Annotated in this window: 14 protein-coding genes and 1 tRNA gene; 9 read left to right on the forward strand and 6 right to left on the reverse strand. The window is 41.6% G+C overall.

All coding sequences use genetic code 11. From position 1 onward, the window contains the following. The first annotated feature begins 1 nt into the window (after nt 1). The 3 genes from mtrA (at nt 2) to F1737_RS00950 (ending at nt 2,545) form a co-directional block, all read left to right on the forward strand. The gene (gene mtrA, locus F1737_RS00940) at nt 2-742 is read left to right on the forward strand and encodes a tetrahydromethanopterin S-methyltransferase subunit A (protein ID WP_317136914.1); all 741 of its coding nucleotides are present in this window, start codon (nt 2-4) and stop codon (nt 740-742) included. Between the two features lie 15 nt (nt 743-757). Further along, nucleotides 758-1,795: a tetrahydromethanopterin S-methyltransferase subunit H gene (gene mtrH, locus F1737_RS00945; RefSeq protein WP_317136915.1), complete on the forward strand. Its 1,038-nt coding sequence runs from the start codon at nt 758-760 to the stop codon at nt 1,793-1,795. A gap of 159 nt (nt 1,796-1,954) precedes the next feature. Further along, complete coding sequence (locus F1737_RS00950; protein ID WP_317136916.1) at nt 1,955-2,545, forward strand: Yip1 family protein; 591 nt, start codon at nt 1,955-1,957, stop codon at nt 2,543-2,545. Nucleotides 2,546-2,581: 36 nt separating this feature from the next. On the opposite strand, the gene F1737_RS00955 is transcribed toward F1737_RS00950, so the two are convergent. Further along, the gene (locus F1737_RS00955; protein ID WP_317136917.1) at nt 2,582-4,156 is read right to left on the reverse strand and encodes a transporter substrate-binding domain-containing protein; all 1,575 of its coding nucleotides are present in this window, start codon (nt 4,154-4,156) and stop codon (nt 2,582-2,584) included. 283 nt (nt 4,157-4,439) lie between these two features. Here F1737_RS00955 and F1737_RS00960 point away from each other — a divergent pair. The 6 genes from F1737_RS00960 (at nt 4,440) to F1737_RS00985 (ending at nt 9,057) form a co-directional block, all read left to right on the forward strand. After that, nucleotides 4,440-4,514, forward strand: a tRNA-Val gene (locus F1737_RS00960). 149 nt (nt 4,515-4,663) lie between these two features. After that, complete coding sequence (locus tag F1737_RS00965; RefSeq protein WP_317136918.1) at nt 4,664-4,891, forward strand: DUF2798 domain-containing protein; 228 nt, start codon at nt 4,664-4,666, stop codon at nt 4,889-4,891. A gap of 130 nt (nt 4,892-5,021) precedes the next feature. Beyond that, nucleotides 5,022-6,110, forward strand: a complete 1,089-nt coding sequence (locus F1737_RS00970) for a glycosyltransferase family protein (RefSeq protein ID WP_317136919.1) — start codon at nt 5,022-5,024, stop codon at nt 6,108-6,110. Nucleotides 6,111-6,142: 32 nt separating this feature from the next. Further along, nucleotides 6,143-6,817 (forward strand): hypothetical protein, encoded by a 675-nt coding sequence (locus F1737_RS00975; protein WP_317136920.1) that lies wholly within the window; start codon nt 6,143-6,145, stop codon nt 6,815-6,817. Nucleotides 6,818-6,835: 18 nt separating this feature from the next. Continuing rightward, nucleotides 6,836-7,897, forward strand: a complete 1,062-nt coding sequence (locus F1737_RS00980) for a DUF2117 domain-containing protein (protein WP_317136921.1) — start codon at nt 6,836-6,838, stop codon at nt 7,895-7,897. Next, entirely contained in the window at nt 7,894-9,057 is a 1,164-nt protein-coding gene (locus F1737_RS00985; protein ID WP_317136922.1) for a hypothetical protein, read from the forward strand. The genes F1737_RS00980 and F1737_RS00985 overlap by 4 nt, the downstream gene beginning before the upstream one ends. Before the next feature lie 56 nt (nt 9,058-9,113). Here F1737_RS00985 and F1737_RS00990 read toward each other — a convergent pair whose 3' ends face one another. From F1737_RS00990 to F1737_RS01010, 5 genes are all read right to left on the reverse strand, one after another. Continuing rightward, nucleotides 9,114-9,947 carry a hypothetical protein gene (locus F1737_RS00990; protein ID WP_317136923.1) on the reverse strand — a complete coding sequence of 278 codons (834 nt, stop codon included), beginning with the start codon at nt 9,945-9,947 and terminating at the stop codon, nt 9,114-9,116. 69 nt (nt 9,948-10,016) lie between these two features. Then, a complete protein-coding gene (locus tag F1737_RS00995; RefSeq protein ID WP_317136924.1) occupies nt 10,017-11,657 on the reverse strand; it encodes an ATP-dependent DNA ligase in 1,641 nt (546 codons plus the stop codon). Nucleotides 11,658-11,684: 27 nt separating this feature from the next. Next, nucleotides 11,685-12,461: an MBL fold metallo-hydrolase gene (locus tag F1737_RS01000; RefSeq protein ID WP_317136925.1), complete on the reverse strand. Its 777-nt coding sequence runs from the start codon at nt 12,459-12,461 to the stop codon at nt 11,685-11,687. Nucleotides 12,462-12,535: 74 nt separating this feature from the next. Continuing rightward, entirely contained in the window at nt 12,536-12,721 is a 186-nt protein-coding gene (locus F1737_RS01005; protein ID WP_317136926.1) for a hypothetical protein, read from the reverse strand. Between the two features lie 16 nt (nt 12,722-12,737). Next, nucleotides 12,738-12,914 carry a hypothetical protein gene (locus F1737_RS01010; RefSeq protein ID WP_317136927.1) on the reverse strand — a complete coding sequence of 59 codons (177 nt, stop codon included), beginning with the start codon at nt 12,912-12,914 and terminating at the stop codon, nt 12,738-12,740. Nucleotides 12,915-13,109: the final 195 nt, after the last annotated feature.

Genomic DNA, 13,109 nt, shown 5'->3' on the forward strand with positions numbered 1-13,109 from the left:
GATGGCTGATAAAAAATCACCTGCATCAGGATGGCCTAAAATCCAGGGTGACTACCACACAGGTGACGCAGAGAGTCCGGTTGTTGTTGTAACAATGGGTTCCCACCTTGACGAGCAGGGTGTCTGTGATGCAGGTGCAGCAATGTGCGGTTCCTGTAAGACAGAGAACCTCGGTCTTGAGAAAATTGTTGCAAACGTTATTGCAAACCCAAACATCAGGTTCCTCATAACATGCGGAACAGAAGTTAAGGGTCACCTTTCCGGACAGTGTCTTATTGCACTTCACGCCAACGGTGTTGAAGGCGGTAAGATCGTCGGTGCAAAGGGTGCAATTCCGTTCATCGAAAATCTCAGTGAAGATGCAATCAAGCGCTTCCAGGAGCAGGTCGAGCTCGTTGACATCATGGAATCTGAGGACATGGGTGCAATAAAAGCCAAGATTGATGAGCTTAAAGCCCGTGATCCAGGTGCATTCGGTGCGGATCCAATTGTAGTTGAGGTCAAGGAAGAAGCTGGCGGAGCAGAAGGTGCAGGTGTTGCAACCGCAAATCCACAGTTCCTTGAGGTTGAAAAACGCCTCAATGAAATTGAAAAGAACCTTGAGTTCGCAGATGCAGAAATGGCCCAGCGTGTAGGTCGTAAAGTTGGCCGTGATATAGGTATTCTTTACGGTCTCGTCGCAGGTATGTTTGTATTCATGATGTTGTTGGTATTACTCCCAAAACTTATGGCTTTAATATAAGGAGGAGTGACAAAAATGTTCAAATTCGAGAAAGAGCAGACGGTACTCGACTTCAATGGTACCAAAATTGGTGGGCAGCCTGGAGAATATCCAAGGGTGCTCGGCGCTTCCATCTTCTATAACAAACATGAGACAGTTATCGATGATGAGAAGGGTGTAATAGACAAGGATCGCGCAGAGGCGCTCTGGAACAGGTGCCTGGAACTTTCCGACCAGACGGGAATTCCACACTTTTGCCAGATCATCTCAGAAACACCAGAGGCATTTGAGAGCTACTTCCAGTGGTTCGACTCAGTCGACAACAAGACTGCATTCCTTATGGATTCATCCAACCCTGCTGCACTCGCACACGCCTGCGGGTATGTAACAGAGGTCGGACTTGCAGATCGTGCAATCTACAACTCAATCAACGGTTCAATCGGTCCTGAGAACATTGAGGCACTGAAGAACAGTGACGTTGATGCAGCTATTGTTCTTGCATTCAACCCTGGTGACCCGACCGTCCGTGGACGTGAGCAGGTTCTTACCGAGGGTGGAGTTGCAGGCCAGGAAAAATCAATGCTTGCAATTGCAGAAGAATGTGGTATTAAACGCCCTATTCTTGATACAGCAGCAACACCTCTCGGACTCGGTTCCGGCGGTTCATTCCGTGAAATCCTTGCATGCAAGGCAATCCACGGTCTCCCAACCGGTGGTGCATACCACAACATGACAGTGTCATGGCCATGGTTAAAGCGCTGGAGAGGATCCAAAAAGAATCCTTCACTGCTCTTACAGCAGTACGAAGGAAAGGATGTTCTTGCTGAACAGATGAGCCATCACCACTCAGGTGGAATGGAAGGTATCAAGCAGGCAGCCTGGACAGCACCGGATATCGGATGCAACATCATGGCAGCAACACTTGGTGCAGATCTTATCATGTACGGACCTATCGAGAACTGTGAATCTGCTTCCACAGCAATTGCATTCTCAGATATCGTACTTGCAGAGGCTGCAAAAGAGTTTGGCCTTGAGCCACAGGTGGACACCCACCCACTCTTCCACCTCGTATAAAACCCTTCAAAAATATTTTTTTTCTTCTCATAAAGTCCCATACGGGATTTATGAGAAAAAAGAATTTGGGAGGGTCAAATTTCTGCTATTTTTAAAATCAGATTTTTTTCAGGTTTAATTCAACAAATAGAAATACAATGTTTGGAATACCTCTCTTCAATGCTTTCGGATATTTATCAAAAGTTTAAGGGCATCATATTAAATCCGATAGAAACATTCCAAAGCTGCCATGATGAGCCATTAAAAACCACAATTCCGTATTTTATAGCGATAATTTCTGTCTTTTCATGTTTATCCGGGATTGTAAACATGTTTATTGTCGGGGTAATCAGCTTTTTTTATCCGGGTATGAATTTGGAACTGATTGTGATAATTTCGCTGTTAACCGGGCTGTTTTCAATATTATATTCAATAATCACAGCAGTCATTGGTCTTATTGTCATATCACTTATTTTTCATGTGTGTATTTACATTTTGGGAGGAAGAAAAGGTATAGAAAAGACTATAAAAGCCACAATTTATTCGTTTACGCCTTTTGCACTGATAGGATGGATACCTCTTGTAAACATTGTCGCATGGATCTGGTTATTTGTACTTGAGGTTATCGCACTGCGTGAATTTCACGGGGTATCAACAAAAAGAGCATTACTTGCAGTTTTAATTCCCGTAATGCTGCTTATTGTGGTAATTTTGCTTGCAATTTTAGCATATTTTATAATTATTAAAACAGGCTCTGTTATGGTTGTTTAATTATCAATTGGATAAAAAAATATTAATTTCAAAAATTCATTCATTTTCTTCATTGTTTTTTTCTGAATCAATACTGTAATACTTCTTTAAAAAGGCGCTGATTTTTTCAGATTCAAGCCATCCCCTGTCAAGCCTGTAAATAATTTTGTCAATCTCTTCGGCCTGGTTTATTATATTATCAGAGTATTTTCCATCTTCAAGGTCGGCATACCCTACAATCGCCGCCAGAGGATTTCTTATATGGTCATTTAATATTGCAAGCTGGTTTAGGTTCTTCTCTATCTGTCTGAGTGCCTTCGCCTCCCGCTTTTGTGATTCCTTTTCCTGAGTTATATCTCTTACAAGGGATATGACAACATTCCTGCCGTTTAATTCAAAGATACGGCTGTTAATGTTTACCGGATATGTGCTGCCGTCCTTCCTTTTTGCCATTGTCTCGTAAGATGCATATCCGTTATTTAGTGTTTCACCAACAGAGCCGGCCTCGGGGAGTATTCCTAAATCCTGAATATCTTTTGCCGGCATACTGAGTATTTCATCGCGGGAATATCCAAGACGTCTGCATGCTATGTCATTTACTTCAATTACTTTTCCTGTGTGTTTTCCATCCTCAAATTCATTCAGGAAAATTCCTTCTGTGACGTTGTTGAAGACCTCACGATATTTTTTTTCACTTTCTTTTAGTGCTATATCTGCTTTTTTTCGTTCTTCAAGTTCTTTTAAGAGTTCTGCAGTTTTTTCATTTATTTTTCTCTTAAGAGTTGCCGACCACAGGAATAATACTCCCAAAAGGACGATAAAAGGAGTTATTATCCAGAAAAGGATCTTTATAACCTCTTCAAATTGTGATTTCTGTTCATATACGCCAAACCATTTTTCATAGATTTCATCAGATTTTCCTGAGTTTTCAAGGATGTACAGTCCTTCGTTTAATTCTCCCAGAAGAACCCTGTTGCCCTTTTTTACTGCAAAACTGTATTTTGGTGTCTTTATTAGAGGGCCTGTTGATCTGATGTTTTCAATATTATATTTGTCAGTTAAGTACAGTCCCTGAAGCTTTGAAATCAAAGCTGCATCGTGGCTACCCGAAGAGAGAAGCTTAAGTGCTTCCAGTGGACTTTCAACAACAATTATATTGGCGGTAAGATTTGTATTTAAAAGATATTCGTGCATTATGTCCCCTGACTGCACAATGATTTTTTTATTACGCAGGTCTTCTGGGGAATTAATATCAGGGCTTGAGGTTCTGATAAAAGCGGAGTGCGAAACAACATTATAAGGAATGCTGAAATCAGTATAATTTTCCCTTTTTTCTGAATAAAACATTCCTGCCAGAAGATCTACATTTCCGGATTCAAATTCCTTTATTGCCTCATTCCATGGCATACAGACTATTTTGATTTCAAGCCCCATCTCGTCTGAAACTGCGTTTAAAATGTCAATATCATACCCTGAAGGGAGGCCGTTTTCATCCCTGAATTCATAGGGTGGAAAATTTTCATCACAGGCTGCAATATATGTGATGTGGAGATCATCTGATTCTGCATTAACAGGTGGAGGGGTAAGTAATAAAAGAAAGATCAGGCATGCAGCTTTTATAAAAATTTTCAAAATTTTTCACCTGTTTTAAAACTCTTTTGTATTATTCCTGATTAGAATAAAAATATTCCTTTATGGTATTTGAGAGTTATTTTAGAAACATAAATTGGAATAGGCCGGACTTTGAAAAACACTATTTTCATGATTTTTTTAAAGATGAACTGGTTGCATATTTACCAAAACTTATTTGAGAATTATCCCGCATTATTATTTTATCATATGTATATGACATTCAAAGAGAATTGTTTTTATAGCTTAGGATACAGATATTATAGAGCACTAAGGCAGTAAAAAGGGGCTCGTGGTCTAGCTGGTTTATGACGTCGCCTTGACACGGCGGAGGTCTTGAGTTCGAATCTCAACGAGCCCACTATTCTTTTGATTTTAAAATTCTTGCTTCAGAATTATTTTTTTGTATTTTATTCTTTAACATAGTGTTAAATTTTCTGTATTCTCACAAATTTATTTAAAGACAGGATTCCTAAAAAAGATTTATTCTAATCGGGAGAGTATGGCACATTGCGTAAAATAGACCGGAAATATTACCCGTTCCTTTTTGCAGGTCTGATGTCCTTTGCGATGTCTGTAATAATGTCTGCAATAATTACATGGACATTATGCGGTTTTTGTGAGGATTTTCTTTTCAAATGGGGGAATTCTTTTATCACAGGATTTGCTGCCGCATTTCCTGTTGCTTTCTTTATATCTCCTGTAGTTGGTAAAATTGTTGATGCAATAACCAAGTGAGAATCCTGTAATTTAATGATTTTACAAAAACCCTTTTTGCATCATATTGACTAATAATTCATGTAATAATAAATTAGAATGGCATTATTGATATTTTACTTAAATTTAGCCCGAATATAAGAGGAATCTGATGAGAATACTTTTCGTTGTATGCGGTGAGGGGCTTGGTCACGCCTCCCGTACATCAAAGCTTGCCCGTTACTTTGAGAGATATGGTCATAAATGTTATTTTGCCTCATATGGGAAGGCATATGATTTTATAAAAAAACAGGACGGATACACTTCGTTTGAAACTGTTCGTGAAGTCAGTCTTGAGGGTGACTGCGGTTATTTCAGCCTTTCAAAGACTCTCTGGTCTTCAAAGGGAGTGATTGTTGACCTGTTCCGGTCATTTATGCATATAAAAAGTCTTATTCGGGAAAATTCAATTGATCTCCTGATTGCCGACACCATGTATGCATCGGTCGGAGCCGCAAAGATGGAAGGTATACCATCACTCTTCATTACAAACCAGAACAAATTTGCCTCGGCCTCTGATCAGGATTCGGCACACTGGCATGCCTTAAGCAATATTGTTGAGAAATATCTCTCACTTCCGGATACAGTTCTGGTACCGGATTTTGCACCCCCAAACTCTGTTAGTTCATACAATCTTGAAATACCTCCTGAAGACAGATCCAGATACAGGTTTATCGGGCCGATAATGGATGTAGAGCCTTCAATGTATGATGTCTCAAGCGAGAACATATTCGCAAGTTTTGGCGGGGAGCCTTTTAAACTTCCTCTCTATGAGTTTTTGTATGAAATATCAAAAGAAAGGCCGTATCATAAATTTGATGTATTTTCAACAACACCCGGACTTCCCGGAGAGACTCAGAATTTTATAACGCACGGATACGTGCCTGACCTGCTTTACTTCATGTCAAAATCAAGACTGAATATTCTTCACGGAGGTCTTACAAGTCTGCATGAAACGCTTCTGTTCAACAAGCCCTGTGTCATGATAATTGATCCCTACCATCCGGAGCAGTGGAACAACGGACGTAAAATTGAGGAGATCGGCGCCGGTATCATGCTTCCGGGAAACAGTGTGACAAAAAGGAAGTTAAGCGATGCAATTGATGATGCTCTTGAATTAAAGCCCCCTAATATGATTGACCTTTTCATAAAGCAGGATGGAAAGGTAAATGCGATGAAAGTGATTGATGAATTGTTATAATATCCGGATTTTTGAAATGAGGTGAAACACTGATGAATGAAAATGTAAAAACAATGCTTGTAATAATTGCAGGATTTGCTATTGCAGTCTTCATTGCAATAAGCGCTATCGGGACAGTATATCCTGACGGCTTTTTGTTAGTCGCGTCTGATGTAAAGAGCACGTACACATACGATGTGATGATTGATTCATCCGATGTAATATCGGATGTAACGCTTTTCCTGCCGGTCTCGTCAAAGAAAGGAAATTCCCTCCCGGGAGTCAGGATTGTTGACGGTTTTGGATATTCATCCGGAAGTGAGATGGACTTTGAACTTTTCGGTGCAAAGGAAAGCATGATGATGAAAGTCACATCAAAAAGCATCAGAAATGGCAGATTCGGCTCAGAGGCCGATACGGATGTTTTGATTGATACAGTCAGCCCCGTTTTGAATGAATATACATTAAATCCAAAATCAGAGATAACAAAATCAGGTGATCTGATTTTTTATAACTCATACATCTATGCAAAATTCGATGCAAAGCCTGATACTGATGTTAAAATCATAATTTCAACGACAGGCAAAAATGAATGGAATGTCTTCTCCGCAAAGGAGAACAGTTTCACTGATAAGATAACAGTAAATCTCAAAGGGCCTGTCTCCGGCTGGATACCTGTTAAAGGTGAGATGAAGGCGGGCATTGGGGATTATTCATACATTCTCTGAATATTTTTTTGAAATTTCATGAAAGAATATAAAAAAGAAGGGCCTGTCATGATTGTTCACGGCCCTGAACCGTTTGACAATGGCTTTGCAAAAACCATGGCAGAAAAAACAAAACCCTCAGTGATAATTGCCGCAGGCATTATGGCAAGGACTGCGGCAGAAGAGTCCGGGCTAAAGGTAGTCTGTCCGGGAATACCTCCTTCTGCCATAATTAATTCCGTCCCGCCAAAGATGCCTCTCTTTTTGGTCAACTCAGGCAAAAATGAGGAATCCGGAAGAATATTCGGGGAAATTGTTGCAGGAAGAATAAATCCCCGGGGTCTTTTGCATATAGAGAACGGATTGAAAGGTAGTATCATATACAACTGGGATTTTGGAGACCCGGAGCTTTTAAATTATCTCTTTGAAGTGACGGGCTTTGAAATCCGTAATGTTTCATCGGGTGATGGTTCGGCGTGTGTATCCGGTAACATCAAAAGAATAAGGGGATGTGTTGCCGGAGAGCCTGTTTTTGTAAACGGTATTGTAATCGGTCAGGCAACGGCCTCTGAAGTAATAATTGAGGTTTTTGAGGATAACATCCGTGCAGTCTCAGGAATTTTGATTAAAGAGCACGGTATTGAGAAACTGCTAAGACGGGGAAAACCTAACCCCGGAGATTTGTGGTGCAAGAGCGGTGCTATAAGAAATAAATCTGCCAGGAGCGTTAATCCGGAAAATAAATCCGGGAATATCTGTGTCGTTGATCACTCTGCACACGAATGTTATGAAAAAACCGATGAAAATACTGCCGGCATTTTATCAGTCGGCGATGATACCACAGCGGTATGCTGTCATATCTGCTCTCATCTCGGGATACCGGTATTTGGTGTAACAGATGGTGACTGTGATCATATTGTCCCTGAATCGTATCCACCCAATTCTGTCATTATCTCCTTAAATGGTGAGCGTGATGACGATGTCGGTGTCGAGATTGTGGAAAAGTTTGGTCTTCCCTGTGTTTATGGATGGAATGAGTTTGTTGAGAGTGTTCTTTTGTATCTTGGAAAAAGGGCTGAAAGGGTATTTGATGGAAGATGAAGCGGGCAGGTCTTTGTGTTGAGTGCAAGGGAAGGGGTTTTTGCGGCCTTTTAAGGTGCCCTGTTGTCAGCCGCTTCCATGCAAAAGTCAACATGAAGCCGGTTGACAACTATATGGGTGAGAGCCCCTCTGTTTTTGTCGGAAGCTACGGGTATCCGAATGTATCAGGCGGGCCGTTAATGATACAGGAGAACGACAATCCGGAAATATGGGTTGAGAGGGGTTACTCAATTGACGATGTCGTCTCCTTAAGGTCCCGGACGATTCGCGGAACGGCAATAAAAGGCCGGCTTGAGGACAACATTCAGGAAGTCGCTCTCTCCTCAGTTCCTGTTGATGTTGAGGTTGCGTTTGAAAAGCCTGTAAATTTTGATCTGAAATTTGACGGCACACTTGCGCCGGTAGGGCTTTCGGGGGATATAAAAAAGATGGATATTCTTGATAATGCCAGTGTTGCCCGCATCGTTGACAAAATCACCTCTGATACTGATTTAAAGGCAACGGAAGGAATTTATGAACTCTACAAGGGAGGCGTGGATGTACACCGGATCCAGAACATTCTGACAGCCGGTCTTCTGGGCACCGGGTCAAACCGTCATATTGTCCCTACAAAGTGGGGGATAACGGCAATCGATGATACTGTATCAAAGCGGATGAAAAGTGAGGTGATGAAGTATCCGCCTCTTGAGGATGTCCTCGTTTTTACCGGTATGGTCCATGCAAACCGGATAATCTGTCTTCTGGTGCCCGGCGACTGGAAGTATGAGATGGTTGAAATCTGGGAGAAGAACAGCCTCTGGTCCGGGGATAGTGAGGTAATCGTTGCCGATGGGGAGAACAAAAAGAACAAATCCAAATATTCCCCTATTGCAGGGGCATATTATTCCGGAAGACTTGCCGTTCTTGAATATTTGTCAGGCATAAGGCGCTGTGCCCGGGTAATTGTCGTCAGGCAGGTTACGGGAGAATACTGGGCGCCGCTTGGAACATGGGTCATAAGGGAAGCCGCCCGTGCGGCAATGAAGGCGGGACCTCTAAAATGTGAAAACTTAAATGAAGGTATAAACTCTGTTTCAAAAATTCTCGGGTCTGATAAATGGCTCGCAAATTCAGGTCTTGTACACGAGATAAAAACCCAGAAAACACTCTTTGATTTTTAGATCAAAAAAGTAAAAAAATTCTAAAAAATGAAAGGAAATATCCTTCATCTAATTTTTTAGTCCCTTTTAATGAAAAGAACAGCACCTGCGATTGCTGTTGCTGTGATCAGAAACGCAAATCCGGGGGATTCCTGGGTTGGTGCCTGTGTCTCTGCTGCAGGTGTTTTTGTTGCCGGAAGTTTCCCCGGAGTTATGTGGATTTCATATACTGAAACCGGCTGCGGGCCTGTCATCATCATGTCCTTTGTTGATGAGCAGATATTGGCAGCAGCCTCGCCTTTGACAAATAGGATGGAAAAGTCGTAATCTTCAGGGTTTTTGGTTTCGTATATATATGACTTTCCCGGGAGGAGCTTTTCTTCTGTAAGTGTGACGCTGTCCTTTACCACTTTTATGTTGGAAAATGCAGCTTCGCATGTTGTCCCTGTGCATTCCGAACAGATTGGATCTGTCTCTGTTGACAGGATGTAACCGCCTGTGAGCTGTTTGAATATCATTCTGTCAGGATCACCGATCAGATCTGTTACCCTTGCTTTTGGGGAAACCTCTGTCATCTTTGCAATACCGAGATATCTGCCGCCGTCACCGCCGAGTATGATGAATCTTACAGGATCTCCTGCCTTAAATGTGTCAAGTGCCGAATCATCAGGGACTGTTCCCGTGACCTGTTTTTGTGTGGATTCTATCCACTCTTCATTGGGTGTCGAGCCTGAGTATGTAATCGTGTACTGATAACCGGAATTGATTGTGATTGTCTTTTCAAGATCATTTACAGAGAATACGGTTCCCATTCCGTTTGTCTCCTGAATGACTGCAGATACAGGCAGTGCAAAAAGGGCGGAAAGTAACAGAACTGCCCCTACAATACATGCTTTATTTTTTATAGACATATGAATCCTCAGTTAAAAAAAGATATAACGGTTAATAAGGTTTTGCAATTATCGGGAAAAAGAGTTGATTTATTTATTGTTTGACTGTGCAGTGAACCTGTCTATAATAGAAGATATGGTTTCAATCTCGTCAACCCCCTTGTCATCCCTGAATCTGATAAACCTCGGGAATCTCAGAGCATACCCGGCCCTGTAATTGACGCTTTTCTGGATTTCGGCATATCCCACCTCAAAGACAAGTTCAGGTTCAAATGTGACCTCCTTTCCGGATTCCGTGATAACGAGGTCTTTGAGAATTTCAAAGACGGATGCGAGCATGTCATCAGAGAGTCCTGTTGCGACCTTTGAGACCGGAAGAAGTTCACCCCTTTCATCCTGGCATGCAAGCAGGAAAGAGCCAAAAAGGTGTGCCCTTTTTCCCTCTCCCCACTCCGCACCAATTACTGCGAGGTCTATTGTATCAACAGCCGGCTTTATCTTTGTCCAGTCTTTTCCCCTGATGCCGGGGGTATAATGTGCCGCACGGGACTTTACCATAATACCTTCATGGCCGTCGTCAAGGGCGTTTTTGTAGAATGATTCTATCTCATTGATATCTTTGGAGACTATCTGCGGTGCAATGAAACTGCTGACATTTTGTTCAAGAATCTCCCTTCTTTTCTCAAAGGGCAGGTCAATTAACATCTCTCCGTCAAGATAGAGAATATCAAAAAGATTTGGCACGAGTTTTATTGTCTCCATGTGATCGGCAATGTCGTGCTTTCTTCTAAAACGCCTCAGGACGTACTGAAAAGGCATTGGTCTTTCGTCTTTTACTGCGATTACCTCTCCGTCAAGAATTACATCATGCTCTGTTGAAGAAAGGAGCATTGAGGAGATGTCAGGCAGTGCATCTGTAACCTCTTCGAGTTTTCGTGAGTATATCCTGCAACTGTCACCTTTTTTATGAAACTGAAACCTTGTGCCGTCATATTTATATTCCGCCGCAATTGCTCCATAATCAGAGATCATACCTGCAATTGTCCCCTGTTTTGCAAGCATCATCTTTACAGGCCGGAAAAGTTCAATTTTAACCTTGAGCAGTTCTTCCTCGCCTTTTCTGGCAAGAACCGCAATCTCTCCGAGATCATTTGCTGCCTGATGTGCATGTTCAACTGAGGAAGGGGGAACGGAAAATGCCTTTGCAATAGCCTCCCTGATATTTCCTTCGCCTACCCCTATTCTGAGTTCTCCAAGCATCAGCCTTGAGATGTATTTTCCTTCTGAGGGGGTTCCGTTTGCAAAAAGCCTCTTTATGACTTTGAGCTTCTCACGCTGTGATCTGTTTCCCCCGACACCTGCGAGATATTCAAAATCCCTGTAAACCTCAAGCAGGTCAAGTGATTCTGAGAAAAATGAGGTCTGCTCTTTTTTGAGAAGAAGTTTTTCAACTGCACGGCCGACATCTCCGGCGGATGAAATACTTTTTATGACTTCTTTTTTGTTCCTCCCGACAACGTATGCCACAGACTCGAATATCAGATTCGGCCCGATTCCGATCTTTTCCGAACTCCAGTCCGGGAATATTTTGCCCATTAGAAATCTTATGAATACTGAGAGTTCGTCATCGTTTAATCCTGGCAGAACTTCAGCTATTATATCGATTGTATCGAGTCTGCCCCCTGTACTCTCAAGATTTTCGCAGATGTTAGAAAATTCCAAAAATTCCATAATTTAAAGTCCGTATTTTTGTATAGTTTATATTTCAATAGTTTTTGCCGGTTCGTGCTGAAGGGAGACATGAAAGTTTATACTATCTGCAAAAAGGCCTGTCCCCTTTCTTGCAGTCTCAAGAGCCTTGTCCGGCCTGTTGTTCTCCTCGCTTAAGTGTGCAAGAATTACATCTCCGACATCTCCGTTCATTTTATTCAGACACTCAGATGCCGCGTTGTTTGAGAGATGCCCTCTTTTTACATCCCTTATTCTCTCTTTTAAAAATACGGGATATGGGCCGTTTTCAAGCATTATGGGGCAGTGGTTGCTCTCAAGTATGAGGGAATCGCATTTTTGAAGATATGAGAGCATTTTATCAGTGATCTGTCCGGTATCGGTACAGAAACCAAGCATGGTGTCATTTTCACTGATGCAGAATCCGCAGGGGTCACATGCATCATGGTAAGTTGAAAATGCTTTGACAAAAAATCCGTCAACAGAGAATTCCTCTCCTGTTTTTATCGCCTCAAGTGTTATCGGCTTGTCAGATTTTCTTTTGCCTTCAAATTCCCAGAGTGTGCCCTGTGTTGATATAACCGGAACTCCAAGTTTCCGGGCAAGCACATCAAGGCCTTTTATGTGATCGGTATGTTCGTGTGTAACAAGAATTGCTTTGATCAGGTCTTTTTTGCCATCTGAGAGTTCAAGCCTTTTTAGTGTTTCCTTTGCACTGAGGCCGGCATCAATGAGTATTGCGCCTGAATCCCCCTCTATATATGTGCAGTTTCCCTTGCTTCCGCTGGCAAGAACGGTGGCTTTCATCAGAGTATTATTTGCCTCTCAAAGTGTAAATGTATTTTTGATCAGGGGAGAAAAGAAAGATTTTGCCCTGAAATTTACAAATCATCGGTTTCTTTTAATTCCACCAAAACGGGTGCAATCGTTCCTGAGTGGATGCATCGCTTTACCATCTTTGCAAGTTTTTTTGTGTATTTTATATGTGCCACCTGAAATCCGCATAAAAGGCCAAAGCAGAATGTAACAATGGCCAGACCAAGGTAACCTATTAGATCGCTATCCATATTTTCTCCCCCCAAATTATGATATTTCCTCGATTTCTGTTATCAGAGGTTCAAAAGAGTCATCATCCCTGCATTTAACAGCGGCAGAAACAAACCTCTTTTGAAAGTATGTCTTCATAATAAAATAGCCGGCGGCTATCCCCGCTGCAAAGGATATGATGACTATCAGTATCCCCATAATAATGTTGTACATAATATATTTTGGAATTGATTTATTAATATAAAAATATGAGGGTGATTTGCTGAACAGTGGTCTCTGTTCAGGCTTAAAAGACGAGATATTTGGCTTTTTCATCAGATATTGTATGCATTGGCTGTGAATCAATGAAGATTCATGTCAATGCCTGTTTTGTAAATCATTTGAAAAAGCCTCTTGTTTTTCTTTTAA

Origin of the sequence: Methanoplanus sp. FWC-SCC4 (assembly GCF_032878975.1) — an archaeon.
Lineage (GTDB): Archaea > Halobacteriota > Methanomicrobia > Methanomicrobiales > Methanomicrobiaceae > Methanochimaera > Methanochimaera problematica.